This window comes from Arcicella sp. GW822-FHT02H01, from assembly GCF_058802005.1.
The window spans coordinates 4,388,125-4,413,747 of the sequence record NZ_JBXANT010000001.1; the positions used below are offsets into that span (position 1 = coordinate 4,388,125).

At 35.5% G+C, this 25,623-nt stretch carries 24 protein-coding genes; 13 read left to right on the forward strand and 11 right to left on the reverse strand.

Features of this window, described 5'->3' with window-relative positions; genetic code table 11:
* Positions 1–220: 220 nt before the first annotated feature.
* Positions 221–622 carry a hypothetical protein gene (locus tag AC1RNE_RS18265; protein ID WP_492802874.1) on the forward strand — a complete coding sequence of 134 codons (402 nt, stop codon included), beginning with the start codon at positions 221–223 and terminating at the stop codon, positions 620–622.
* Between the two features lie 164 nt (positions 623–786).
* The gene (locus AC1RNE_RS18270; protein WP_492802875.1) at positions 787–1,218 is read left to right on the forward strand and encodes a VOC family protein; all 432 of its coding nucleotides are present in this window, start codon (positions 787–789) and stop codon (positions 1,216–1,218) included.
* Positions 1,219–1,301: 83 nt separating this feature from the next.
* On the opposite strand, the gene AC1RNE_RS18275 is transcribed toward AC1RNE_RS18270, so the two are convergent.
* Positions 1,302–2,579, reverse strand: coding sequence for a DUF6624 domain-containing protein (locus tag AC1RNE_RS18275; RefSeq protein WP_492802877.1), 1,278 nt, complete (start codon positions 2,577–2,579; stop codon positions 1,302–1,304).
* A 327-nt stretch (positions 2,580–2,906) separates the two neighbouring features.
* On the opposite strand from AC1RNE_RS18275, the gene AC1RNE_RS18280 reads away from it, so the two are divergent.
* Positions 2,907–3,845, forward strand: a complete 939-nt coding sequence (locus AC1RNE_RS18280; RefSeq protein ID WP_492802878.1) for a polysaccharide deacetylase family protein — start codon at positions 2,907–2,909, stop codon at positions 3,843–3,845.
* A 93-nt stretch (positions 3,846–3,938) separates the two neighbouring features.
* Here AC1RNE_RS18280 and AC1RNE_RS18285 read toward each other — a convergent pair whose 3' ends face one another.
* The 7 genes from AC1RNE_RS18285 to AC1RNE_RS18315 form a co-directional block, all read right to left on the reverse strand.
* Positions 3,939–4,766: an SHOCT domain-containing protein gene (locus tag AC1RNE_RS18285; protein WP_492802880.1), complete on the reverse strand. Its 828-nt coding sequence runs from the start codon at positions 4,764–4,766 to the stop codon at positions 3,939–3,941.
* A 251-nt stretch (positions 4,767–5,017) separates the two neighbouring features.
* Positions 5,018–6,226, reverse strand: coding sequence for a carboxypeptidase-like regulatory domain-containing protein (locus AC1RNE_RS18290; RefSeq protein WP_492802882.1), 1,209 nt, complete (start codon positions 6,224–6,226; stop codon positions 5,018–5,020).
* An 86-nt stretch (positions 6,227–6,312) separates the two neighbouring features.
* Positions 6,313–7,494 carry a serine hydrolase domain-containing protein gene (locus AC1RNE_RS18295; RefSeq protein ID WP_492802884.1) on the reverse strand — a complete coding sequence of 394 codons (1,182 nt, stop codon included), beginning with the start codon at positions 7,492–7,494 and terminating at the stop codon, positions 6,313–6,315.
* Positions 7,495–7,502: 8 nt separating this feature from the next.
* Complete coding sequence (locus AC1RNE_RS18300) at positions 7,503–7,718, reverse strand: hypothetical protein (protein WP_492802886.1); 216 nt, start codon at positions 7,716–7,718, stop codon at positions 7,503–7,505.
* Between the two features lie 155 nt (positions 7,719–7,873).
* Entirely contained in the window at positions 7,874–8,296 is a 423-nt protein-coding gene (locus AC1RNE_RS18305; RefSeq protein ID WP_492802888.1) for a hypothetical protein, read from the reverse strand.
* Positions 8,297–8,389: 93 nt separating this feature from the next.
* Positions 8,390–8,824, reverse strand: coding sequence for a GNAT family N-acetyltransferase (locus AC1RNE_RS18310; RefSeq protein WP_492802890.1), 435 nt, complete (start codon positions 8,822–8,824; stop codon positions 8,390–8,392).
* 71 nt (positions 8,825–8,895) lie between these two features.
* Entirely contained in the window at positions 8,896–11,139 is a 2,244-nt protein-coding gene (locus AC1RNE_RS18315; RefSeq protein ID WP_492802891.1) for a beta-N-acetylhexosaminidase, read from the reverse strand.
* Positions 11,140–11,323: 184 nt separating this feature from the next.
* Here AC1RNE_RS18315 and AC1RNE_RS18320 point away from each other — a divergent pair, with 184 nt between their 5' ends.
* Positions 11,324–12,181 carry a DUF3822 family protein gene (locus AC1RNE_RS18320; protein WP_492802893.1) on the forward strand — a complete coding sequence of 286 codons (858 nt, stop codon included), beginning with the start codon at positions 11,324–11,326 and terminating at the stop codon, positions 12,179–12,181.
* Between the two features lie 106 nt (positions 12,182–12,287).
* Positions 12,288–12,746, forward strand: coding sequence for a pantetheine-phosphate adenylyltransferase (coaD, locus tag AC1RNE_RS18325; protein WP_492802895.1), 459 nt, complete (start codon positions 12,288–12,290; stop codon positions 12,744–12,746).
* On the opposite strand, the gene AC1RNE_RS18330 is transcribed toward coaD, so the two are convergent.
* Positions 12,736–13,269 carry a MarR family winged helix-turn-helix transcriptional regulator gene (locus AC1RNE_RS18330; protein ID WP_492802897.1) on the reverse strand — a complete coding sequence of 178 codons (534 nt, stop codon included), beginning with the start codon at positions 13,267–13,269 and terminating at the stop codon, positions 12,736–12,738. The two genes, coaD and AC1RNE_RS18330, sit on opposite strands and share 11 nt — an antisense overlap.
* Before the next feature lie 276 nt (positions 13,270–13,545).
* Between AC1RNE_RS18330 and AC1RNE_RS18335 the strand changes: the two genes are divergently transcribed.
* The 5 genes from AC1RNE_RS18335 to AC1RNE_RS18355 all read left to right on the forward strand — a co-directional run bounded on the left by AC1RNE_RS18335 (position 13,546) and on the right by AC1RNE_RS18355 (position 21,215).
* Positions 13,546–14,583, forward strand: a complete 1,038-nt coding sequence (locus tag AC1RNE_RS18335) for an HlyD family secretion protein (protein WP_492802899.1) — start codon at positions 13,546–13,548, stop codon at positions 14,581–14,583.
* Positions 14,584–14,684: 101 nt separating this feature from the next.
* Positions 14,685–16,268: a DHA2 family efflux MFS transporter permease subunit gene (locus AC1RNE_RS18340; protein WP_492802901.1), complete on the forward strand. Its 1,584-nt coding sequence runs from the start codon at positions 14,685–14,687 to the stop codon at positions 16,266–16,268.
* A gap of 79 nt (positions 16,269–16,347) precedes the next feature.
* Positions 16,348–17,694: a TolC family protein gene (locus AC1RNE_RS18345; RefSeq protein ID WP_492802903.1), complete on the forward strand. Its 1,347-nt coding sequence runs from the start codon at positions 16,348–16,350 to the stop codon at positions 17,692–17,694.
* A gap of 43 nt (positions 17,695–17,737) precedes the next feature.
* A complete protein-coding gene (locus AC1RNE_RS18350) occupies positions 17,738–18,868 on the forward strand; it encodes a BamA/TamA family outer membrane protein (protein WP_492802905.1) in 1,131 nt (376 codons plus the stop codon).
* A 331-nt stretch (positions 18,869–19,199) separates the two neighbouring features.
* Positions 19,200–21,215: a carbohydrate-binding domain-containing protein gene (locus AC1RNE_RS18355; RefSeq protein WP_492802906.1), complete on the forward strand. Its 2,016-nt coding sequence runs from the start codon at positions 19,200–19,202 to the stop codon at positions 21,213–21,215.
* An 80-nt stretch (positions 21,216–21,295) separates the two neighbouring features.
* Here the strand turns inward: AC1RNE_RS18355 and ald are convergent, their stop codons facing one another.
* Positions 21,296–22,408: an alanine dehydrogenase gene (gene ald / locus AC1RNE_RS18360; protein ID WP_492802908.1), complete on the reverse strand. Its 1,113-nt coding sequence runs from the start codon at positions 22,406–22,408 to the stop codon at positions 21,296–21,298.
* 223 nt (positions 22,409–22,631) lie between these two features.
* Here ald and AC1RNE_RS18365 point away from each other — a divergent pair, with 223 nt between their 5' ends.
* Entirely contained in the window at positions 22,632–23,090 is a 459-nt protein-coding gene (locus AC1RNE_RS18365; protein WP_309920610.1) for an Lrp/AsnC family transcriptional regulator, read from the forward strand.
* Between the two features lie 297 nt (positions 23,091–23,387).
* Here AC1RNE_RS18365 and AC1RNE_RS18370 read toward each other — a convergent pair whose 3' ends face one another.
* Positions 23,388–24,311 (reverse strand): ROK family protein, encoded by a 924-nt coding sequence (locus tag AC1RNE_RS18370; protein ID WP_492802910.1) that lies wholly within the window; start codon positions 24,309–24,311, stop codon positions 23,388–23,390.
* A 267-nt stretch (positions 24,312–24,578) separates the two neighbouring features.
* Between AC1RNE_RS18370 and AC1RNE_RS18375 the strand changes: the two genes are divergently transcribed.
* On the forward strand, positions 24,579–24,740 hold the full coding sequence (locus AC1RNE_RS18375) for a DUF1328 domain-containing protein (RefSeq protein WP_492802911.1): 162 nt from the start codon (positions 24,579–24,581) through the stop codon (positions 24,738–24,740).
* A 78-nt stretch (positions 24,741–24,818) separates the two neighbouring features.
* Positions 24,819–25,619, forward strand: coding sequence for a transglutaminase domain-containing protein (locus tag AC1RNE_RS18380; protein ID WP_492802913.1), 801 nt, complete (start codon positions 24,819–24,821; stop codon positions 25,617–25,619).
* Positions 25,620–25,623 lie beyond the last annotated feature (4 nt).

Here is a 25,623-nt window from a genome sequence, read left to right on the forward strand (position 1 = left end):
ATTTTTCTGGTGGGGAGTTTTTTTTATTTTTTTGGCGAGAATGCTTTTCGAGATGTTATGCAGTGCATCTCGAATGATAGTAAGGATATTAATCCCTCGCTTGGTATATTGTTTACTACTACAGAGTTATATTAGGTATTCTTAAAACACAACCTATTTTAGGCCTACACTCAAAAGACTAAAGACCAGAGATTGGACATACAAAATTAGATTAAAAGATATGAAAGATATGGAAGAATTTATTAATAGGTGTTTATTAAACTCCTTTGTTGAAAGTTTTGGTATTTTTCACCAGATACTAACATTAGTATTTAGGACTAATGAAAGTAATGCAAAAGATTATAATTTATATTTTTTAGATGTGATTGTAGAGTCGAATATCAAAGACTTTGATAATTTAAGTAGTGATGAAAGAATTTTGTTAATCTTTCTGAAATTAAATTTAAAAACATTATCAAGTTTTAAGATTGAAGAGAATAATACACTTACACTTTACTTTAATGAGCTTTGGATAAAGCTTAGTGCAGGAAATGAGTATGAATTTTTACAAATTGGAATTGATTCAAATGAAAAGATAGATGTATTATTTGCTAATTCTGATGGTACTTGTACTATTTTTTAGGCTTTCTGGGTGATAGTTCATCAATAATAAGGGCGTCAGCAAATCATCAATTATATATTTTACCATATTTCGCAGGTTATTTAGAAGAACAGTAAGAATATTAATCCTCTTTTTCCACTCAGATTGTAAATCCTTTTATCTTTACTTAGACTTGGCATTCCGAAATGTCTTTCAGAAAATTAAGAAGAACAAGTTTACAACCCGATAACAAACACAAAATGAAAAAAGTAACAGGCATTGGGGGCATTTTTTTCAAATGTAAAGATACTAAGAAAATGAGAGAGTGGTATAACACTCACCTTGGTTTAAACACTAATGAGTATGGCGCAACTTTTGAGTGGAAAGAAGAATCAGACGCTACTAAAAATGGTTCTACACAATGGAGCCCATTTGCCGAAACAACAAAATATTTTGAACCTTCTACAAAAGACTTTATGATTAATTATAGAGTAGCTGATTTGGAAGCACTCGTTGAAGAACTAAAAAAAGAAGGTGTAACAATTCTTGATAGCATAGAAACTTATGATTACGGTAAGTTTGTCCACATTCTTGACATGGAAGGAAATAAAATAGAACTATGGGAGCCTATTGACTAGGACTGTAGACAAAATATAAACTTAAGGATTTCGGTTCTAGCTTTATAATTTATGTTTTAATCTAAAGTCAGTCTCAATTTTTCTCAATTGAGGTGCTTATACAAATCCATCCATCTATGTTCCTTGTAAAGTACTTTAAATTCAGGTTGTTTTTTTAATTGAGACTTACTTAGTGCTTGTCGTTGGTATAATAAATTCAAAAAATCAAGGGCAATATCTTTGTATTGCTGTTCATTATTTTGCGAGGCTATCTTTGCAAAGATAATAGCGGCGTTATAGTTGTCTTTGTTGAACATACCACCCAAAACAGTTGAAGCAGTGTTGTAGTAATCGTAAGTTTTTTGAAAATCACTTTTGGTATAAAAGTAATTAGCACTATCTATAAGCTGTTTGGTATAAGCTAAATCGGTAGAATCGTTTTTATATGCTTGTGTTGCCGTTAGGTTATTATATTCAAAGCCATAGGTCAAACTATATATGCTAAGAGGTAACAAACCAATTTCTTTTCTTCTTTTATCAACAAGGTCTTCATTTAGGATAGGTCTAAAACTAGTGGCTTTACCATTATTTACCCAATTGACCTGAGTGCCATAAAGTTGTTTGAAATTGAGATTACATTGAACCCTGTCGTACAGGAAAGCATAATTTTCTAAATTGATTTCATTAGACTTTTTAAGCTTTTTCATAACATTAAGTGCCTTTTGTTGGAAGATTACATCTCCATCAGCGTGTTGAACCATGAGCCAAAAATTATTTTGTCCATCCTTACCTATTTCTGAAAGTTTTGGCCAACCATATTTATTAATAATGGCTTTTGCTTGTACTAAATTGGTAGAGTCTGTTTTATGTATTGCTTGATTAACAAGTTTTCTTGCGTTTTTATCTTTTGTTTGTATTCTTTTATACCTAAGCCTTTGATCATTAATTGCTATTAAATTGATTTGTTTCCGCAAAGCGGGTAATCTTAAAGTTTTTTCATATTCTTTTTCTTTCAGTAAAGCTCGTTGTTTTATTATTTCCCATTTATCGGGTGCAGTGTTTTTTAAATAATCAAAATAATAATCTTCTGCTAACCAATCTGCTTCTGTCCAACCAGTATTCAACGCTAACTCCAAATAAAAAAAGGCTTTATTCGCATTACTATCTAATGAATATACGCCTGCTAATTTGTATGCTGTCAAGGCATCGGGCTGTTCTAGTTTAAACGCTTTTTCGTAAGTAATAATAGCTTTTTTATAATCTTTTTGAAGATGCAAGAGTCCAGCTTCAGCTAATAAAGTTTGATATAAGGTATTATTTGATTGACCTTTTACGCTGTTAATTAAAAATAATATCGAAAAGAGACTTAGCAGTTGTTTCATTGGTATTCAGATTTATATTTTCAGAATATACTTCTCTTTTGAATTAAAGATATTTTAGAAAGACGCCACAAGAAATATCAAAAATATAAATCTAAAGATTTTTCATATTTGTAAGTATAAAAAATGGAATTATTAATTATCTCTATAACAATTGTTTAATTTTTGCTTTTGTTGGTGTTTACTAAAGAGTTGATTACTCCAACATAAAAGTATATTACGTAACTTGCCAAATATCAAGATGGTTTGTTGCTGACGCTCATTTCATTGGAGATAATTCCAACGAAGGCGTAGAATAAAAACAGATGTAAATCGATTTAATATACCCATATGAACAAACACATTTGTACAAAACTAGCTTTTGGAATATTTACGATTGTAGGATTAATAATAAACTCCTTTGGGCAAGTTAATTCAAAGCCAACCATATCATTTACTTTTGATGATGGTTCTATTGATGATATAGGAGCATATAAGTTAGAGGTGTGGAATCAACTACTGCTTGATAATTTGAAAAAACATAAGCTGAAAGCAATTCTATTTTCGGCAGGAGGCAATAAATCAACTGCTAAGGGTAAATATGTATTATCTTCTTGGAATAATGCTGGGCATCTCATCGCTAATCATACCATTTCTCATCCAAATTTCAATAGTAAAAACGTTAGCCTCGAAAGCTTTAAGCTTGAACTCACTCAAAATGATGCAATCATCAATAAGTACTCAAATTACTTACCTTATTTTAGGTTTCCTTATCTGAAAGAAGGCAATACGCCAGAAAAGGTTAATGGCTTTAGGCAATTCTTAAAAGAAAAAGGCTATAAAAATGGACACGTAACAATTGATGCTTCTGATTGGTATATTGATAGTCGATTGGTTAAAAGGCTGAAAGAAAACCCCAAGGCTGATATTGTTGGATTTAGAGAGTTTTATAAAGAACACCTCTTTAACAGAGCCGTATTTTATGATTCGTTATCTTATCAGATGACTAATAGGCACATCAATCATGTGATACTATTACACCATAATTTAGCAGGGGCCTTATTTTTGGGCGACCTAATTCAACATTTTAAAGATAAAGGTTGGGAGGTAATTGATGCAGACAAAGCCTATAAAGACACGATTTTTGAAGCGGATGTTGACAATATTCCAGCAGGAGAGAGTTTAATTTGGGCATTAGCAAAAAAATCAGGAAAATTCAACATTGTATTAAGATATCCTGCGGAAGATGGGGATTACGAAAAACCCCTAATGGACAAATTAGGACTTTGATAAAACTATCTAACTAAGCAATTATCAAAACTAAAAGCGTTGTGAATATGATATTCACAACGCTTTTAGTTTAAAAATTAAATCTCTCCTAAATTATAATCTAGCTAATAATTCAGCTTTTTTGGCTGAGAATTCTTCTTCTGTTAAAACACCTTTTTTAAGAAGATCTGCCAAACGATCAATCTTATTGAAGATGTCATGGTCTTCTGATGTGGCAATTGGAGGAGTTGATGCAGTTGAATCTTTTGTCTCACTCTTTTGTGGTGCTGACTTTTCTTGCGACTGTTCAGTTGCCGCAGAAGTTTTTTCTTTTTTAGCGATGTCCACTCCAGCAATCAGTGGTAGATTCGATATGTCAACCTTCCCTAACTGACTGGTGAATGCAACAGAGAAATCTTTACCTTGTTGTTGAGATACACCAGATATTTGATGATTTAAGGTATCGTAAATTGATAGTTTCCCATTAATTTCAATCGCCAATCTATTGACAGGTGAAGGAAAAAACGCATATTTGATATTATTTTGCGAACCTGATGACGATGGAGAGCCTAAGTCTGCAGGCCACCAGTTCCCTGAAGTTGAAAAACTATTAGTCACCGTTTGTGAATCGTCAGTGGCTGTTTCTGAATCAAATAAGGGTACATCTTTATCTAAAATCAGGTTTGCTAAATCCTGACAAAGATTTTGTACGGTATTTTTTAATTTGTTGTTGAATATATCACCAACCATTGTCATACCCCCACGCATCCATTGTGCACTTCCCCCCAATTCACTAATATTAAATTGAGCCATATTTCCACCACCATTTACAACGGCTTGCAACACGGATAGTACAGTATCCTGACTAAGTTCATAACGTGATGCAATTGAATCAATATGTTGTTTGCCTTCTGGCGTAAGTTTTTTTATCGTGTTATTCATAATATTTGAGTAAGTATGCTATAAGTATACTATTTAACCTATGTGTTTAATCATTATTTACTAGTTATCAAAAAAACGTGCAAGTGTGTATTTTACTTGATTTTTGTTGAAATGAGTAGCATAAACTACAATAATGAGTATTAATAACTACAAGGAAAAACAGTTTTCCACCCTTTTGACATTACTGTAGTTTATTGCTTGGACGTCCAATCCAAGCCAGAGGCTTGAGCCAGTATTTTTTTTTACGCCTCTCACTTATCAGTTTTAGATGCTGATTCCTGCAATTCTTTGATTATTTTACTGTCCTTTGATGTTTCAATTGGGGCATTATAGTATTTCCAAAAATCAGGGTTAAATGGATTTGCTTGTCCTTCTACACTCTTGTTAATATTCATCCGCTGACCTATTGCTGTGTCAATATTATCTTTCACCACATTATTTACAAATAACTCCTTGACAAAGGATTGTCTTATGATAATTTCATTGGTCATTTTGTTGAACAGGTTGTATGAATCTTCCTCACGTTGGTACTTTAAATACATTTTATCATCTAATTTCTGAAATTCGAAGGTCATACCAAAAGATGTTTCTTGCAGTCCGTATGGATCGGGCAGATTAAGAAATCTCCTGTAAAACGCTCCATTGATCATTTGCATTTTCAACTCAAGTTTTAGAATCGAAAAGTCATCGCTGTCTATATACATAACAGTTGACACACTTGGGTTTTTGGTTCCTGATATTTTATAGGCGGTTTGTTTATTATAAGTTAAAACGCTATCAATCACAAACTTCCATCCTTTGATTCCTATAGGGCCAAAGCGGTGTTTTACATAGTTGTCTTCCATCAAGTCGATAATCGAATTTTGCCTGTCATACTTCCCGTTTATTGGATGCCGTTTATTATAGCTTCTCCTTACTTCAATTATTTCCACTTCTTCATAGCCAGGATTATAATCCTTGTACCTGAATCTTAATGCCGCTTCAAGTAATTCCACGGGCTTGTCATTTTCTCTTTGCATATCACGGAAAAAACCTTCCAAGATAAAGGGTTTCATTGGATAGTTTTCAGGAATCTTTGCAACGGCTTTTTTTACGATATCTTTTCCTGTCAGTGCCTTTTTGGGAGCCTGCACAGTTACTTCATTCAGCAGTGTAGTGCTTTGTTTCAATGCTATCACAGTTTCCTGTTGTGTCATAATGCTCACGATAGCCTTGAAGTGGTCGTAGCCAATGGCTGATATTATCAGCGTGTCTTTGCTAAATTGGGAGGGCACATGAAACAAAAATTTTCCTTCATCGTTAGTAGCTGTCCCAAACGATTTGCCTTTAATAAAAATAGAAGCAAAAGGAACAGGTTCTTTTGACTTATTATCAATAACCTTACCTGTTATTGAAATGAAATTCTCTTGACCGTATGTGTTAATTGTCAGAGCAAGGGCAAACAATAAAAGTATTCTCATGATAAGTTAAGAGTTGAGGGTTTAAAGTCTATGAGTTTCCGCCTTTCGCCTTCGTTAGAACTCCAACTAGGGCGAAAAGCTAAAAATCAATTCTTTTGGTTATATGGGATATAGTTTTCCCATTGCCAAGGTGTAAAAATATCACCAATAGCATAGCTCAGTAGCTCTTTAAAAATACTTTCTCCATTATCATTATTTGTCATAATAATGATGGCAATTTTTTTGTCAGGAAAACATACAGAATAATGCCCCCAGCCTTCATCGTGTCCTTCTTTAAAGAATGCTTTTCCATAAGGCGTAGAGAACACCCCAACACCTAATCCGTACCCTAATTGTATATTATCGTTTTGGGTGCTATCAACTTTTGAGAAAGGTCCAAATTGACTTTTAGATTTAATACGAACCTGTAAAGCCGTCATTTCTTGAAAGCTTTGCTTGGTCAAATTTTTACGATTGATTAAGGCACTATAAAATTTTGTAAAATCTGCTAAAGTAGTACTCATAGACCCTCCAGCACTTGCCTCTTTCCATTTCATTAGCTCATAAGGTTCTCCTTTGTCATTGTGTCCATAACAAATATTTTGGTCGAAGCGACTTTGCCAAACCTGACTTGTATTTGCCATTTCAAAAGGTATAAAAACTCTTTCTTTTGAAATCGTTTCGTAGTCTTTCCCCGTTACTTGCTCTATCACAAATTGTAATAAATACAATCCTTCCCCCGAATAACTATAACGTGTCCCTGGCTCAAATTGTATTTTTAGTTTTTTATCTGCTTCAAACCAACGCCAATTCGGAAAACCCGTTGTATGGGTCAGACACATTCTGGCGGTTATTTTTTTATAACGTTCATCATTTTTTATGTCTTGATACCCTCGTTTCCAACCAATAATTTTGTAGTCTGGCAGTGGCTTTGCAAGGTATTCTACCAAAGGTTTATCAAGGTCAATTGTTTTCTCTTGTACAAACTGCATGACAATATACGCAAAGACCATTTTTGCCAATGAAGCACCATACATGACAGAAGTTGTTTGTAAGGGTATGTCTTTTTGAACATTTGCTTTCCCAAATGTCTGGCTAAAAACTGGTTTGTTATTGTTGAAAACCGAAACAGCTACACCAGAAACATTGGCGACGGACATCAAATGTTCAATCTTTGTCTGTAAACTATCTGCACTAGTTTTTGAGCCATCAATTCTTTTTACCTGCTGTCCGAAGGAAATGATAACAGAGAAGAAAAATAGGATAGTTAATAGAGGTTTGAAGTTCATATGAATTGCTAATTATAGGTCTCTTGGTTATTTATACCGCTAATGTATAGCACAATAAAAAAGACAATCGCTATCAATAGCATACAATTGGCTATTAATGGAATTTTAGCTTCTTGTAGCTTTTTGGAAATACCCCCTAAGGTAATAATACCAATAAGAAAAAAGTTGATAAGAGTCAATACATGATTAATTGTATTGAATAGTTCTCTGATTTTCAGTGTCATAGTTTTTTATTTAAAGGTATTTAGAATAATCAGATGGTCAAAATTGAAGCTTATTTTTTTGAAATAACATTTTTCTTTTCATTCTCTGCATTTGTCACTTTTGTGGGTATTAGTAATGGTTTCCCCGAAATAACTCTAACAAGGGCGTAAACTCTTTAAAAATCTCCTTTATGCTCAGTACCATTCAGATTGGCCTTCATGGCATTGATTGGTTTTGTTAGCAAGATAGGAGGGTTGTTATGGTCAAAATTAATGGATTCATAGGTTTTCTTTGAGGTACAGACCGTCAGTTGAGCAATCATTGCACCGTCGTAATACGATTTTGTACTGGGTCTTTTCAACATTGAAATACGGCTTAATTTAACTTTCTCAAGCGTTTTTAGTATTTTCTTCCACTGACTAGCCTTGGTTTTATAACCATGCTTTTCGGCATTGATTGTTACAATAGTGCTATCCGCTGAGATGAATAAATGCTTTTGCGTACCTCTTGTTTGGTAGCTAAGTGCTAGTGATTTAATAGTTTCTTTGGGTAAACTATTCATGCCTAGCATGAAAAATATTAAGATGAGTTTGTTCATAGTATCAAAAGTAGTAAAAGGCTTTATGAAATATGAATATGAGTAACTATTATTTGAATTGTACGCTGCGTCTGTACCCTTCACGGAAGGAGTTTATACGATAGATTTAGGCAATTCAAGTAAAATATAAGTGCCATTTTCAGTTGCACCTTTTCCTTTTTCTTCAAATCCTTTCTTTCTATAAAACTCAACGGTATTGACATTGTTTAATAGGCATTTTAATCTGACAGGTAAACCAAATTTGTCAACTACGGCTTTTAGCAATTTACTTCCAACACCTTTATTTTGATGTTTTTCGTCAATATATAAATGATGAATAAAGTTATCTTCTACCCAAACCGAAATAAAGCCGATTACGATGTTTTCTTCAAGAGCGACTAGAATGTATTCTTCTTCGGTTTCTTCTTCAAAATCCGATAGCCTGAATGATGAAGTATCAAGCCAAGTAAAAGTGTTTCTTCGTTCTTTTAAGAATAAATATCTTAATGCATCAGTATCTATTCCCCTTCTTTCTACGATTGTTAGCATTATTCAATATTTTTTTTGAAACTTCGCCCTCGTGGATATTACATAACTCCACCAAGGGCGAAAGCTCTTTACTACTCCACTACAATCTCATCTACAAACAGCCAAGGCTTATCCCCTGCACCTGTTGAATTAGCAGGAATCGTACCAAACGAACGGGCAATAATTTTGAGATACCTAACCGATTTTTGATTGAAAGATAATGTTACTTTAGCAACCCCTTCTTTAGTAGGAATAGCGATATTCTGTGTTGAAATCTCTTCGAAATTTATGCCATCCGACGAGCCTAATATTTGTACTTGTGAGGGAATCCAAATCCAGCTAGATGGTTTATGAAAGAAACGGAAAGTAGCTTTTTGGATAGCGGTTTCTTTACCAAAATCTAACGTTCCTCCAAAATCTAGCCCATTCCAGCCCAACCATTCTTCATCGCCAAACTGACTTTCTCCGCCGAACATTCCATTCGTTAATGCCTGAGCACCTCCACGCGTGTAGCGTTTATCAGCAGGTATTGCTAAGTTTATCAATACGCCAGTAGCTTTGTTGTAGGTAATGGTTCGGGTTATTTCGTCAACCAGTTTCCCCTTCATTACTGTCGAGGCCTTCATGGTAGTACTATTGGTAATACTAATTGGTTCTTTGTAAACATTGGATGCCAATGTCGGGCTACTTCCATCTAAAGTATAATAAATAGGAGCGTTACCATTGTCACAGCTCAATGCCAACTGAATACTATTGTCTTTCCCTTTCAGCATCTTGGTTTTTATTTCAAAGAAATGCTTGGCATAATTTATTTGACGAATATCCATGCGATTAAGATAAGACCCCAGTCGATTTAAAAAGTCATCATAATTACGTGATGCTTTAGGCGACCAGTCTACTTCTGCCAACGCCACCGCTCTCGGAAATGTCATATATTCAGCATGCGAACCCACAGGAACTTGCTCTGTCCATAAATTTGCTTGTCCTCCTAAAATATAGCTTTCTTCTTCTTTGGTCAAGCCTTCAGGGATAGGTTCAAAACTGTAAATTTTAGGAAGATTAATAAACCCACTAAATGCCAAAGGTTCGTTGGGGTCTTCCGACTGATAATAATCTAAATAACAATGTGAAGTAGGCGAAATAATAGCATGATGCTTTAATTTAGCAGCCGTTCCTCCACTTTCTATACTTCTCCAAGCCATTACAGTGGCGTTCGGAGCTAAGCCACCATCCAGAATTTCATCCCAACCAATAATTTGTCTGCCTTTTTGATTAACGTGTTGTTCGATGCTTTTGATAAAATCACTTTGTAATTCATCAATACTTTTCAGCCCTTTATCTTTCATTCTTTGCTGACAATTTGGGCATTTATGCCAAGCTGTTTTCGAAGCCTCATCGCCACCGATATGAATATACTTACTCGGGAAAATCTCCATTACTTCATCCAAAATATCGTTTACAAAAGCGATAGATGACTCTTTCGGACAAAATTCTCCTTGTAATAACAATTGTTTGCCTGTGCTATCCAAACAAGCAAACTGAGGATAAGCCACTAAAGCAGCGTTTGAATGGGCTGGCACATCTATTTCTGGAATAATGGTAATGAATCGTTCAGCAGCATATTTTACGATGTCTCGCATTTCAGCTTGCGAATAAAAGCCTTCATTGGTTGGCCATTGGGGCGACTTTGCAGTGTGTAATAATGGATATTTCTTACTTTCAAAACGAAAAGATTGTCCGTCAGTAAGGTGCCAGTGAAAGCGGTTGAGCTTTAATGCCGCTAATTCATCAAGGTATTTTTTGATAAAAGTTACAGGCATAAAATGACGAGAAACATCTAGCATAATCCCTCGGTATGGAAATCTTGGCGCATCGTTGATGGTCAGGGAAGGTACTTTACAATCGATAGTTGGCACAACAGTACTTTGCTCAATATCAGTAGGTAATAATTGTAGAATACTTTGTACGGCATAAAATACGCCCGAAGCATTCACAGCTTTGATATTTATTTGGGAAGGACTAATTGTTAGGATATAACCTTCGGTATTTTGAAGACTTTTATCAAACTGAACAACAATACTATTCGTTTTGCTTATTTTTGATTGAAAACCTAACTGAATACCTGCTGATTTTTGTAGTTTTTCGATAAGTGGTTTTAGGGCTAATCTGGTTTCAGCGTGTTTTGTAAGGTCAATAATTTTTGTTGCTTTATTGATTTGAAAGAAACCTTGCCCTTGAGTAATTTGCTGTGGAGCTGGAATAATGTTAATAGGCTCTTGCGCCATTGTTTTACTAAAAATACAAAAGCACGCAAATAATAAAATAATACGATTCATTTTTAATTGGATTGAAGTATTGTTGATTGAACAATTTGGATAATAACTGAATTGAGAAGTAGAAATTATAAAAAAATACTTAAAGAGTTTTTCTTTCAAGCTAAAATTGTTGGCTTCTGACGATTATCTTTAATTAATTAAGATAGAATCGTATTTTTGTAAACTTTATTTTAATTAATCTATATTGAAAACAGACACTTTACATATTTTACCGCAAGTGAAATTTATTTCGCCCAATTTTGATATTAAGAAAATCAATCAATATCAGCTTGGTTGCGAATTATCGGAAACGCATTTTTATTTTTTTGTAAAAGATTCGCTTGATAAGTCATTAATTGCTTTAGAAAGTTATCACTTTCCTGTTGAACCACATTGCCATTCATTGATTGCAAATTTAGAAATGATTTTCGGACAACACGATTTCTTAAAATCTTTGAAATGGAAATCGATTAGTATTGCGATTGATAATCAGTCGTTTACGTTATTGCCAACAGCTTTATACAAAAAGGAATATATCAATAAATATTTACAATTAGCCAAAGGACAAGTGCTGGAGGCAGATGAAGAAGTAAGAACTAATATTCATTCAGACTTAGCGTTAATCAATATTTACAGTAGCAATCGCCAGTTATTTAACTGGTTTGAAGAGGCTTATCCACTCTTGAATTTACAATATCAACACCTTTCAAGTCAGTTGATTGATTTTGCTCTTACGTCAAGTAGAGCACAAACAGCTTTCTTACATTTTGGCGAAACGGCTTTTACTATGGTGGTTTCTATTAATGGTGTATTAAAGTTTTGTAATCGCTTTCATTATAAAACTTCTGAAGATTTAGTATATTTTGTGCTTTTCGTGATGAATGAGCTAGAAATAGAACCCGATGAAATATTTATTAGGCTTTATGGCAACATTGATAAAGAATCAGAAGAGTTTCAGTTATTAAATCAATATTTGCCTAAAGTAAAAATAGGAGATTCATTAAATGAAAATATTGAGGAAAGCCTGATAGAGAAACATCGTTATCTTTGGCTTCTGGTATAATTTTTTTCAGCCTGAATATTATTAAGCAATAAAAACATTATTGGGTAACTATGCATCCGTAATTGTATCCCAATCCCTAAACATAACTCACCAAACCAACAAGATTGTGCAAAAAAAAATCGCTTTCTTTCCTGGCTCATTTGATCCTTTTACAAAAGGACATGAAGATATAGTTGTAAGAGCACTCTCGTTATTTGATGAAGTGATTATTGGAATAGGACATAATAGCAATAAAGCGCGTTATTTCCCTATTGAAAAAATGATTAGTTGGATTGAGGAGACTTTTGAAGGAAATCCCGTAAGAGTTGTTTCCTATAATGGACTAACGGCCAATGTAGCTATTGAAATGGGTGCTAATTTCCTGTTGAGAGGATTGAGAAATACAACTGATTTTGAGTATGAAAACTCAATCGCTCAGGTAAATCGCTACCTAGTAGATGGACTAGAAACAGTATTCCTGATTACTTCTCCACATTTAGCACCCATTAGTTCAACCATTATTCGTGATTTACATCGCTATGGAACTAGCATCGACGCCTTTCTTCCTTATAATATTAATAACTAGAAGGATTAGCATCTGCCAGATTCAATTTCATTAAGCTTTTGTCTGCTGTTGATAGAAAGTTATTCTCGTAATTGGCAACAATAGTAGATAGCGTATCCTTTAGTTGTTCTACCTTTTCAGAACCAATTATTTCAGAAAATTTACTTTCAATATTATTTGTACATTCTTTCCAATGCAACATCGTATTGATGCCTCTATCGCTTAATTTTACAATTAGCGTTCTGGCATCGCTAGGATGTTTTTCAATCGTCACAAAGCATTCGTCTTGTAATTCTTTTACGAGTTTACTCATCGCCTGCTTGGTTACACCTGCCAAATGAGCCAAATTGTTAATATTAGAACCTTCTAAATCAATATGGATTAAAGCTACCATGTGCCCAACCCTAAAATTTGTATATCCTTTTGCCTGTAAAAACTCACCGGCTAATTCTCGTACTATTCTATGCGACTTTGCAATCAATCGCCCAAGATGACGATTTTTATTTTCCTTGAACTCATTGAGTTCCGACAATTTATTATCCATGATTTCCCCTTCAACACGGATTTAACGTGTTTTTGCTTAATTTTTATAATTTTTTGTATTTTCTGTATGTGTGTTAATAGAAATAAATCTACTAAATTTTATACAAAGATAATACAAAAAAAATAATTGTCAATAAACTTGACTAATTTAGTAAACTTAGTTTACCTTTGTGGCATCAAATGGCAAAATTGCTTGATTATCAGTAGAATTTTTTTGTAAAAATCAAATTATTCAACGAATTAACATTAATTATTACCCTAAAATTTTTATAAAAGTATGGCAACTCAGAACTCCATCAAAACTTATCTTCCCCGAATAATACTATTATGTGTTGTAGTACTAGGCTTATATTTCGGGTATACAAAATATAAATATGCACAGTCGCATGAAGATACAGACAATGCACAAGTAGAAACGTATTTTGTGCCAGTGTTACCAAGAATGGCAGGTTATGTAAAATCTGTATCAGTAAAAGATTATGATGTTGTAAAAAAGGATGAAGTAATCCTTGAGATTGATAGTGACGAAGCGAAATTAGCTTTAGACGAAATGGAAGCTGATTTATTCCAAGCACAGACAGATGTAGAGAATGCTAAGGCTAACATTACAAACTTGTCTATGAGTGTTAAATCTAATGAAGCCAATTTGAAAGCTACTTATTTACGTAGAGATAAAGCGAAAAAAGATGCTGACCGTGATGCCGCTTTAGTGGCAGAAAATGCGATTACTCGTAAACAAGGCGATGATAGCAAATCAGCGTATGAAGTGTTGGTAGCTCAATATGAAGCAGGTATCGCTGACATTTCCGCAACAAAATCAAGAATGCCAATTTTACAAGCAGCCTTACACAAAGCGGAAGCTACTTTGGCTGTAAAAAGAGTAAAGATTGAGCAACAAAAATTAAAACTTACTTATTCAAAAGTGTATGCACCAACATCTGGAAGAATTGGTAAGAAAAGTGTAGAACCAGGTCAGTTTATCCAAGCTGGACAGCCATTGATGACCATCGTTCAAGATTCTACTTTCTGGGTAGTAGCCAACTTCAAAGAAACACAAGTAGGTCGCTTAAAAATCGGAAGTGAAGCAGAATTAAAATTAGATGCTTATCCAGACAGAGTAATCAAAGGAAAAGTTATTTCTATTGCAGAATCTACAGGTGCTAAAACATCATTGTTGCCTCCTGACAATGCTTCTGGAAACTTTGTAAAAGTTACACAACGTGTACCAGTGAAAATAGAAATCCTTGATTTAGAAAAGAATAAAGACATTCTAAGAGCCGGACTTTCATTAGAGGTAAGTGTAATTGTAAAATAATTAGTGAATTAGTGATTGAGCGGATGAGTGATTTTTTTATTAAAGTATTATTCACTAATTCACTCAATCACTAACTCACTAATTTTCAAAAAAGTCGAAACATGGCTGCTAAAACAGGATTTGCAAAATATATAATCGTTATCACGACGGTTTCGGCAGCAATTATGGAATTGCTCGACACCACCATCGTGAACGTTGCACTCAATCAAATGGCGGGTTCTTTGGGCTCTACGATTGAGGATGTAGCTTGGGTGATTACTTCTTATGCCATTGCAAACGTAATTATCATTCCCATGACGGGATTTTTAGGAGAATATTTCGGTCGGAAAACCTATTATTTAACTTCCATGGTACTGTTTGGAATAGCCTCTTATTTTTGTGGTGCTTCCGAAGGTTTATGGGAATTGGTATTCTGGCGTTTTATTCAAGGGATAGGCGGAGGAGCATTGCTCTCAACCTCGCAGGCTATCTTATTTGATGCCTTCGAGCCAAAAGATAGAGGTATTGCCTCAGGGCTTTTTGGGATGGGTATCGTACTTGGACCAACATTAGGACCAGCATTGGGTGGTTATATTTTAGAGACCTATAACTGGTCACAAATATTTTATGTAAACATCCCGATTTGTGTGATTGCTACCGTACTCACATTAATTTATATTGATAGAAAGGAAGGAGAGGGAGAGCGGAAAAAAGAAATACAGATAGATTACATCGGTATCATGCTGTTGATTATGGGTATTGGTGCGTTGCAATTTGTATTAGAAAAAGGAGAGTCTGAAGACTGGTTTGAATCAAGAATGATTGTTACTGTAAGCTTAATGGCTGCGATTGGAATCATTGGCTTTGTCTGGCATGAGCTCACTACCGAACACCCCGTAGTAAACCTCAGTATTTTTAAACATAGAATCTTTGCTTTTTCTACTATGTTCAATCTGGTCTCTGGTTTAGGCTTATTTACTTCTGCCTTTGTATATCCCGTGTTAGTGCAAAGAGTAAACGGATTTACCCCTTTTGAAGCAGGGGTTTCGCTAGTAGCACCTACGTTGGCTGCCGTTGTGCTTTTTCCAATTATTGGTAAACGCATGGCTGGTGGAGCATCACCAATTCCTTTTATGGTGGCAGGTATTCTCTTTTTTGTATTTTTTGGTTTTTATAGTGGTACAGCTACGCCCGATATGGGTAAATGGGATTTCTTCCCTATGCAAATTTGTAGAACCATCGGGATTTCATTGTTGCAATTGCCACTTATTAATCAGGCTGTAGCAGGTTTAAAACCTAAAGAATATCCAGCAGGGATTGCCTTATCGAACATGATTCGTCAGTTAGGAGGAGCTTTCGGGATTGCATTGGCCAATAACTTTGCTACCAATCGTGCTGCTCAGCACCGTTCAGACTTAATGGCTAATATGAGTACTGATAATCCGCTATTTAATGAAAGAGTAGCCAATGCTACCAGAAATATGATAGCTTCAACTGGCGACAGTTTTAATGCAGCAGCAATGGCCTATAAACAGCTTGAAGCCGCTGTGTCTCGTCAGGCTTATTATTTGGCTTATTTAGATACTTTTAGATTAATTTCTATCTTCTTTATCTGCTTACTTCCTTGCGTGTTGTTGTTAAGAACTAAAAAACTAACACCAGAAGAAGCCGCAGCAATGGCTAAGGCCGCTGCTGAGAGCCATTAGGAGTGAGGAGTTTGGATTGCGGAGTGAGGAGTATTTTCCTTAAATTTTTCTATCATGAACTTGATTAATTTTTGAAACAATGAAAATAAAATATAATTATATCATTTCGCTTTTATTGCTTGCCGACCTCTTCGTTGGACAAGAAGTATTAGCTCAGGATAAAACCGATGAGTCGCTTAAACAGTTGGTACGTACTGCCATCGAGTATGCTCCTAAAATTAAGGAACAACAGCAAATGATTACCATTGGTGATTATCGTACTAAAATACAAGAGTCAGCTTTGAAACCTCAGATTCAGTCTGAAATTGGGGTAGTCAGAATCGACCCTGTAGCTAAAGCTTCCTTTGCTTTTGGCTCAACTACGACCAATTTGCAGTTTCAACCCAATATGAATTATAACGCTAACATTGGTGCCAACTATGTGTTGTACGATTGGGGCAAGCAAAATATCAATATCGAGAAGTCTAAATTAGAAACAGAACTTTCTAGAACTGGCGTTGAAGGATTGAAAAATATATATGCTTATCAAGTAGCCAATTTGTATTATGGCATCGTGTATACTCAGAAAGCCATTGAAGTACAAAAAGAGCAATTGAAATTGGTAGATGATAACGGAAAAATTATTAGCGACCGCCTAAAGCAAGGTGATGCGTTAGATTATGACCAAGTGTCGATTCAGGTAAGATATAAAAATGCTGAAACCAGACTATCAGACTTACAAAGTCAATTAGAACGTCAGTATATTTATCTTTCTTCTTTAATTGGTAAAGATGCACACGGGACTATTTCACCTAATGCTGATTTTAATTTAGGACTTACCGCATTGAGTGTAGACGAAGCATTGAATCAGGCACAGACTAGTAATACAGATTTGAAAACCTTGAAGGATAGAGATTTGATTGCTGAGCGTGAAGTGAAAATTGCAAAAATGGGTTCTGCCCCTTATATTGCAGCGAATGCTTCTTTAGGACTTAAAAATGGATATTTGCCTAGAATTAATGGCGAAGTTCCTCCCATTTCTGAAGATTTTAAGTTTGGTAGCACAGTAGGTTTAAAGCTTACTATTCCTGTATATTCTGGTAACAAAACGGCTCATCAGACAGAAGTAGCTAGACTAAACCGCGAGATGTTGAAATATACTGCGGAGGTGACGAATCAAAACTTAAAGAGAGATTTAGAAGCCGCTCAGAATGATTATAACGCTGCTAAAAACAAACTAGATTTATCAGAACGTAATGTTTTCCAAGCACAATATGCCTTGAAATTAGCAAACGCACGTTTCAAGAATGGCGTAATTACCAATGTGGAAATAGAGGCTTCGCAAACAGCCTTAAGAGAAACACAGTTAACACAATTACAGTATCAATACCAAATGGCCATTGCTCAATTAGAACTTAATCGTTTGACGGGCATTAAGTTTTGGTAAAAAATATGAGGCTGACTACCACGAATAGTCAGCCTCAATCTCAATGAAAAAACAACTACTCTATTACTTCTTCTTATTATCTTTTTTTCAGAGCCAAGCTGCTGAAACTGATTCTACATCCCTATCTAAAATTTCACAATCCAACATCGTAAAATTCTTTACTGGCCATAAATACCTTGTTTCTCCCTTTGTTTTTTATATGCCTGAAACCAGTTGGGTACTAGGCGGAGGAGTAAAACGCTTTTTTAATGGCGGAGGCGAGGGAGATTCGCTCACTAGGGTTTCTAATACTGCTATTTTCTTACAATATTCCTTGAACAGTCAGATAATGTTTGAGCATAATTATCAGATTTTTACGAACAAGGAAAAATATTATATCGTTGGTTATTATGGTTTTAGTCGCTTTCCTGTGCTTTTTTATGGCGTAGGGGCAGAGGCGAAACCTGAAAACGAAGAGGCTATTACTTTTGACTTAATCAGGTTTGATAATCTGACCTACCGCAAAATTGCTAATCATACTTTTGCAGGGCTAGGCTGGCGATATTTCAAAATGTACAATGTGCATGGTAAAAACAATGGAATATTAGAGACTGGGAAAGATGTTGTCGGTCGCGATGGGTCTACTGTTTCAGGGCTAAATGTCTCAGTACAGTTTGATAATCGAGATAATGTGTTGACTACGTCCAAAGGCTCTTTTGTGCAACTAGAATATTCAGCCCATGAGCAGTGGACAGGCAGTACGCAGTCATTTCATCGTTGGCAACTAGATGCCAGAAAGTTTTTGAAGCCATTTGCCCAACGCAAAGATGTATTGGCTTTTCAAGCCTTTGCCTTTCATTCAAATGGAAATGTTCCTTTTCATGAGCTAGGATTGTTGGGTGGAGATATGATTATGCGAGGATACTATGTGGGTTCACGCAGAGATAAAGATTTACTAGCTTTCCAAACAGAATATCGTTGGCAAGCCTTGAATCGGTGGGGGGTAGTAGGTTTTGGAGGTTTGGGCTGGGTAAACAACAAAATCGGAGACATGAATATCAACAATATTCTGCCAAGTTATGGTGCAGGCTTACGCTTTAAAATAAACCGTAAAGAAAACGTAAATGTTAGGGTAGATTACGGTTTTGGGAAAGGTCAGCAAAACTTGTATTTTTTTATTGCGGAGGCTTTTTAGGGAGTTTGGAGTTGAGAGTTTAGAGTGATGAATTTTCAATTTTAACATAAAAATACCTACTTCTTTACCTTCCAAACAAGAGGTATCGTTTAATTGCTTGGTGCGTTGCTTTCGCACGGGTTGTTGGTGAAAAATACCAATAACGGCAAAGTTGTCTAATCTTCTTCGAATCTCCTTTAACTTAAAAAGGATTTCTTAAAATATGTTAAATTACACCTAATATCTACTTACTTTAAAGCTTCCTGCAACGGTTCTTTTCTTTTGTCGGTCATAATGTTAAATGATTTTGGATGGTACGTCCATTAAAACACCAATATAACAATCATTAATTATGACCAAATACAAATTAATTTATCCACTATTAGTGCTTAGTACAATCGGATTTGTGACTAGCATCTTGTCTTGTAAGACAGCTTCTGAGGAAGAAGTCATTATCACTCCAGTTGTAATTGATGGAGACTTTGATACTAAAACGAAGGATACTACTTTTACCAATGCCGTAATAATTAAATATTCAGGCACTACTGCAACCGTTACAAATCCATTTGAAAGCTCAGGGGTAAAAGTAAGCGTGACGAATGGAAATGTAGTAGTAACTTCTACCACTACAACTACAGAAGTAAACTATGTAATCTCAGGCTCAACTACCGAGGGTAGCTTGAAACTTTACAGTGATTATAAGTTTAATCTTATCATGAATGGCGTTAGTATTATTCATTCGAGCGGACCTGCTATTAATATTCAGTCGGGGAAGAAAGTATCTGTTAATTTATTGAGCGGAACCAATAACCGTTTGGTAGATGGTACTGCTTATGCTACTAGTGCAGAAGACCAGAAAGGAGCTTTCTTTAGTGAAGGACAATTGAATTTTGCAGGTACTGGTGCTTTAACAGTAATTGCAAACTATAAACACGGTATTTGTAGCGACGATTATATCGCTATTAAAGAAGGGACAATTACGGTTACAAATGCCGTTTCAGATGGCATACATGCCAATGATTATTTCAAAATGGAAGGTGGAACATTATCAATAACATCATCTGGAGATGGAATTGATTGTGAAGAAGGCTATGTGGCATTGTCAGGAGGAAATATTACTGTAACGAGTGTTGACGATGGAATTACAGCATCTTATGAGGGAACAGATACAAGTATTACGCCTTATGTATCTATCACGGGCGGGACGATTAATGTAACAACTACAGGAGAGAAAGGCAATGCGATAAAAAGCGAAGGATATACAATAGTAAACAATAGCAGTGCTATTACCCTCAAAGTATCAGGCAGAGCTTCAAAGGGCTTTAAGACTACAGGAAATTTAACGCTTACTAATGCTAATGCCAGTATCACTACCTCAGGAAATGCCTTTTATGATACCAGCGATTCAGATATAGCTTCGGCAGCAGGAATTAATTGCGACGGTAATTTTGTCATGCAACAAGGAACTGTTACGATTAATAGTACGGGTACGGCAGGAAAAGGAATCACCGTTGATGGCACTTCGACGATTAATGGTGGTACAATCAATATCACTACTACGGGAGCGGCCTTTACTAGTAATAACCAAGATAGTGAGGCAAAAGGCATTAAAAGTGATGGAGCTTTGGTCGTAAATGATGGCACGATTACTATCTCGGCAGCGGATGATGGTATCAAGTCGGATGCTTCGATAACTTTTAACAAAGGAAATATTTCTATCACAAAATCAACGGAAGGAATTGAAGCGCCTAAGATTACGGTAAACAACGGTACTATCAATGTATTATCATCCGACGATTGTTTTAATTCAACCAATGGGAACGGCGGAGAATCTAATGATGGTAGCTTGATGACATTTACAGGTGGTTTGGTAATGGTAAGTTCAACAGGAGGAGACCCGCTTGATAGTAATGGAAGTATCAGCATGACAGGAGGAACTGTAGTGGTTCAAGGCCCACTATCACAACCAGAAGTAGCGATAGACTATAATGGAACGTTTAACATTTCTGGTGGTTTACTGATTGCATCAGGGCCAAGTGCTAGTAGGATGGCTCAGGCTACCAGCACTACCTCAGCACAAAATGCAGTATTTGTTAAGTTAAATAGTGTACAAGCTTCTGGTACTTTGTTTACCGTTCAAGATGCCTCTGGCAATAATTTGGTGACTTACGCACCTGCTCGTGCAGCGGGATATTTTGTATTTTCATCGCCTAGCCTTGCTACGAATGCTACGTATAAAGTACTTACAGGCGGTTCTTATGCCAATGGCACAAATACAGGAGGCTATTATTCAGGTGGTAGCTACAGTGGTGGTACACAAAAAGGCACATTTACAGTTTCTAGCAAATTAACCACGGTAACTTATTAGTGAATATACCTTTAAAAGGAAAATCCACTTTTACTTAGTTCATCAAGTAAAAGTGGATTTCTTTTAAAGGCATCTATAAATTATAAAACGCTTTCAAGCGGTGAAAACTCTAAGCCCCAAGCATCTGATACGCCTTTATAAACGATTTTACCAGCTACTACATTCAACCCTTTTTTCAATTCTTCATTATCAGCACAAGCTTTTTTCCAACCTTTATTGGCTAATTGAATAGCATAAGGTAAAGTAGCATTGGTTAATGCCAATGTTGAAGTATAAGGCACTGCACCCGGCATATTAGCAACGCAATAATGTACTACGCCATCGATTTCAAAAGTAGGATTTTCGTGCGTAGTAGGTTCACAAGTTTCAATACAACCACCTTGGTCAACGGCTACGTCTACTAATACTGTACCTTGACGCATTTCTTTTAACATTTCACGAGTAATCAAATGAGGCGCTTTAGCACCAGGAATCAACACCGCACCTATAATCAAGTCAGATAATTTAATAGCTTCACGAATGTTGTATTCGTTAGACATCACAGTATCTACATTAGCAGGCATTACATCTTCTAAATAACGTAAACGAGGCAAACTAATGTCCATAATCGTAACGTTTGCACCTAAACCTGCTGCCATTTTTGCAGCCTGTGTTCCTACAATTCCACCGCCTAACACTAGTACGTTGGCTGGCTTAACACCTGCAACGCCACCTAATAGAATACCTCTTCCACCCATAGGTTTTTCTAAGTATTTTGCCCCCTCTTGAATTGCCATTCTACCTGCTACTTCCGACATCGGTACTAATAAAGGTAAAGAACGATCTGTTTTTTCTACCGTTTCATAAGCCAAACAAATTGCTTTGCGTTCAATCATCGCATGCGTCAACGGTTCTGAAGAAGCAAAGTGGAAATAAGTAAATAACAATTGATTTTCTTTAATCAATGAATATTCAGAAGCGATTGGCTCTTTTACTTTGCAAATCATCTCTGCAATAGCATATACTTCTTCAATCGTGCCCAAAATACTAGCACCAGCTTTTACATATTCTTCATCCGAAAAGCCACTGCCCGTACCAGCTTGGGTTTGTATATAAACAGTATGTCCGTTTTTCTTAAATTCTGCTACGCCAGCAGGAGTTAATGCTACACGGTTTTCGTTATTTTTAATTTCTTTAGGGACACCGATAATCATGGCTTGTTGGGGTTTAATATCTGCTTTCCTGTTATTGAAAAATTTTATTCAATAACAGAGCCACAGATAGTGTTTGTAAATGAAGATGTACAAAGTTAGTAAAACAGGAAATAGTTTTAATTTTTAGAAATAAATAAGGAAAACGTATGTATATTTATACTATTAAAGGGAAAAATTCCTGTATTATGTGAATATTACTATTCTGTAAAGTAAATTTTTCTTTATGACTTTAGATGCGACAGATTTGCGGATTCTTCAATTATTACAGGAGAATGCCCAACTAACAATCAAAGAAATCTCTAAGCAGATTAATCTTTCTATGACTCCCACGCACGACCGTATCAAAAGATTGGAACAGGAAGAGATTATCGAGAAATATGTGACTATTCTGAATAAGAAAAAATTGGGTAATCCACTCGTGGTATATTGTAGCATTACGTTAGATAAGCAACAGAAAAATCATTTTGAAGAATTTGAAGAAGCCATCAAAGAGTTCCCTCAGGTAATAGAATGTAGTGTGGTATCGGGAAGCTATGATTATTTAGTGAAAATCATCGCACGGGATATGGAGGCTTATAATGAATTTTATCAAAAGAAGTTATCAGCCCTTCAAAGTGTTGCGCATATTAGTAGTTCCTTTGTCATGTCGGAGGTTAAGAATACAACTGTTTTACCAATTTGATAGTGGCTAAGTTTAACAGATATGAGTTATACAGATTTCTTCATTATTAATGAGTTATTTATTATTGTCTTGTCCTTACTTTTCTTCACTAGGCATGCCCGTCAGATACAAGAAAAGTAACCGCGCGGCGGACCGCAAAAGAAAATCAAGAATTCCTAATCGCAACGGCGACCCGTCTCGCTCCGCTCAAACAGTAGGAATTCGGCGTTCCCCAATCAAAAAAGCGGTCAAAATTAGTTTTTTAACCGCTTTTTTGATTTAAATTTAGGATGACACATGTTAGTTTAATATAATACTTTACAAAAGTGCTGCACCAAAAACCCCAGCACTATCACCCAATATTGGTTTTACAATAGGGGTTGATATTTTTTTATTATTAAAAATATACTTTTTGATTCTTTCATAGCCTTCCGTATAAAGCAAATCTATATTTCCAACGCCACCACCAATAATAATTAAATCAGGATCAAGTACGTTGATTAAAGTAGAAATTCCTTTGCCATAAAACTCCAGAAGTCTATCAATCGTAGCTGTCGCATAAGCATCACTATCAGCTAAATAACGTTCCAATATTTCTTTCAATCCCAAGGCTGTTCCACTAATTTTTTGATAATACTTTTCAAGGGCAGGGCCTGCAATTACTTTTTCTACACAGCCAGCTTTTCCGCAATAGCATGGCTCGCCACCTTCTTCAATAACGTTATGTCCCCACTCACCGCCAATGCCATGATGCCCTGCAATTACTTTACTGTGTACGACCAATCCTCCTCCGACACCCGTTCCCATGATTACCCCAAAAACTAATTCAGCAGTTGGATATTTTTTGCCAGCGCCCATCAATGCTTCAGCCAAAGCAAAGCAATTAGCATCATTTGCTAGTTTTACGGGTACTCCCAAAGCTTTTTCTAAATCTTCATGCATAGGCTGTCCGTTCATACAGACAGTATTACTATTTTTCATCGTAAGCGTGGCGGGGTCTAATACCCCTGGTGTTGCAAAGCCAATCTGAATCGGTTGTTCGCCTATTTCATCTACTACTAATGATACCAACTTAACAATCTGACTGATAATATGTTCATACCCTTTATCGGCCTCAGTAGGGATACGCTTTCTACATATTACAGCTAAGTCATTTTCCTTATCTAATACGGCACATTCAATTTTTGTACCCCCTAAATCAATACCCCAAAGGTGTGTAGGATTTGTAATTGATGGTTTCAAATTTTTGGATTTATTTAATTTACAGTTTACTAATTTTAACCACTGCAAATTAACTATTTATTCTTACTTTTGGAAGGAAATCATCTTTTGCACTTATTTACCCTGAGAACTGAACAATCTTCCCCAAATGAGTATTTTTTTACTCATAATTTATATTTTTTATTGATTTTTTGAGGAATTAAAATGAATTCCGACTTATTATTCGTGGTATAAGTTTTTTTAAGTTGTAAGAAAGAAAATCTTGTTCAACATTAAACATTTATAACTATGATACGCTGGTCAATCACATTCCTCGTTGTTGCTTTAGTTGCTGCCATTTTTGGTTTTGGTGGTATTGCATCTAGTGCAGCTTATTTTGCTAAAATATTATTTTTTATAGCATTAATACTCGCTGTTTTCAGTTTTCTAAGAGGCGATAGAAACATTTAATTTTAAAGATTACATTTTCAATTATCAGACTATTTTAATCAAATATCTAAACTTAGATTAGAATAAAAGGCTAAAATCATGAGACTTCAAATAAGTTGCCAACTTGATTACGAAGCTTACTCGTCTACTCCATTAATCCTGATGCTCAGGCCAAGAAGTGGCGCTGGGCAATGGATTATTAAGGAAGAGTATATTCTTGAACCAAGTGTACCTATTACTGAATACACCGACATCTATGGAAATTTATGTCAGCGTTTATTAACCCCAGTGGGAAAGTTTACCGTTTTAACTTCATCAATTGTGCAAACGGCTGATGAAATTGATGTGGCTCCTGGTGCTGACTTTGTATTAATTGAAGACTTACCTCCTGAAGAACTTATTTATTTATTACCAAGTAGATACTGCGAGTCTGACCAGTTAGGAAATCTAGCTTTTCAAATTGTTGGAAATGCCTATCCTGGTTATGACCAAGTAGAGGCAATCCGTAAGTGGATTCACCAAAATATATTTTACCAATATGGCTTTAGTAATGCTTCTACTTCTGCTAAGGATACTGCTGCCGCCAAAGTGGGCGTTTGTAGAGATTTCTCTCATTTAGGAATTGCCTTATGTCGAAGTTTAAGTATTCCTGCCAGAATGGTAGTAGGTTATTTACATGAGTTAAATCCGATGGATTTACATGCATGGTTCGAGGCCTTTATTGGTGGAAGATGGTATACTTTTGATGCCACACAAGATACACCAAAAGGTAATAGAGTAGTATTGGCCTATGGTCGAGATGCTGCAGATGTAGCATTAGCAACTCAGTTCGGAAGTATTTATTTATCAGATATGCGTGTTTCGGTGTCGATAGCAGAAGAAGTATCTTCTATTCTTTAGAAGA

Coding starts and splice junctions, on each gene's coding strand:
- AC1RNE_RS18265 (WP_492802874.1), top strand. CDS start 221: ATGAAAGATATGGAAGAATTTATTAATAGGTGTTTATTAAACTCCTTT.
- AC1RNE_RS18270 (WP_492802875.1), top strand. CDS start 787: ATGTCTTTCAGAAAATTAAGAAGAACAAGTTTACAACCCGATAACAAA.
- AC1RNE_RS18275 (WP_492802877.1), bottom strand. CDS start 2,579: ATGAAACAACTGCTAAGTCTCTTTTCGATATTATTTTTAATTAACAGC.
- AC1RNE_RS18280 (WP_492802878.1), top strand. CDS start 2,907: ATGAACAAACACATTTGTACAAAACTAGCTTTTGGAATATTTACGATT.
- AC1RNE_RS18285 (WP_492802880.1), bottom strand. CDS start 4,766: ATGAATAACACGATAAAAAAACTTACGCCAGAAGGCAAACAACATATT.
- AC1RNE_RS18290 (WP_492802882.1), bottom strand. CDS start 6,226: ATGAGAATACTTTTATTGTTTGCCCTTGCTCTGACAATTAACACATAC.
- AC1RNE_RS18295 (WP_492802884.1), bottom strand. CDS start 7,494: ATGAACTTCAAACCTCTATTAACTATCCTATTTTTCTTCTCTGTTATC.
- AC1RNE_RS18300 (WP_492802886.1), bottom strand. CDS start 7,718: ATGACACTGAAAATCAGAGAACTATTCAATACAATTAATCATGTATTG.
- AC1RNE_RS18305 (WP_492802888.1), bottom strand. CDS start 8,296: ATGAACAAACTCATCTTAATATTTTTCATGCTAGGCATGAATAGTTTA.
- AC1RNE_RS18310 (WP_492802890.1), bottom strand. CDS start 8,824: ATGCTAACAATCGTAGAAAGAAGGGGAATAGATACTGATGCATTAAGA.
- AC1RNE_RS18315 (WP_492802891.1), bottom strand. CDS start 11,139: ATGAATCGTATTATTTTATTATTTGCGTGCTTTTGTATTTTTAGTAAA.
- AC1RNE_RS18330 (WP_492802897.1), bottom strand. CDS start 13,269: ATGGATAATAAATTGTCGGAACTCAATGAGTTCAAGGAAAATAAAAAT.
- AC1RNE_RS18335 (WP_492802899.1), top strand. CDS start 13,546: ATGGCAACTCAGAACTCCATCAAAACTTATCTTCCCCGAATAATACTA.
- AC1RNE_RS18340 (WP_492802901.1), top strand. CDS start 14,685: ATGGCTGCTAAAACAGGATTTGCAAAATATATAATCGTTATCACGACG.
- AC1RNE_RS18345 (WP_492802903.1), top strand. CDS start 16,348: ATGAAAATAAAATATAATTATATCATTTCGCTTTTATTGCTTGCCGAC.
- AC1RNE_RS18350 (WP_492802905.1), top strand. CDS start 17,738: ATGAAAAAACAACTACTCTATTACTTCTTCTTATTATCTTTTTTTCAG.
- AC1RNE_RS18355 (WP_492802906.1), top strand. CDS start 19,200: ATGACCAAATACAAATTAATTTATCCACTATTAGTGCTTAGTACAATC.
- ald (WP_492802908.1), bottom strand. CDS start 22,408: ATGATTATCGGTGTCCCTAAAGAAATTAAAAATAACGAAAACCGTGTA.
- AC1RNE_RS18365 (WP_309920610.1), top strand. CDS start 22,632: ATGACTTTAGATGCGACAGATTTGCGGATTCTTCAATTATTACAGGAG.
- AC1RNE_RS18375 (WP_492802911.1), top strand. CDS start 24,579: ATGATACGCTGGTCAATCACATTCCTCGTTGTTGCTTTAGTTGCTGCC.
- AC1RNE_RS18380 (WP_492802913.1), top strand. CDS start 24,819: ATGAGACTTCAAATAAGTTGCCAACTTGATTACGAAGCTTACTCGTCT.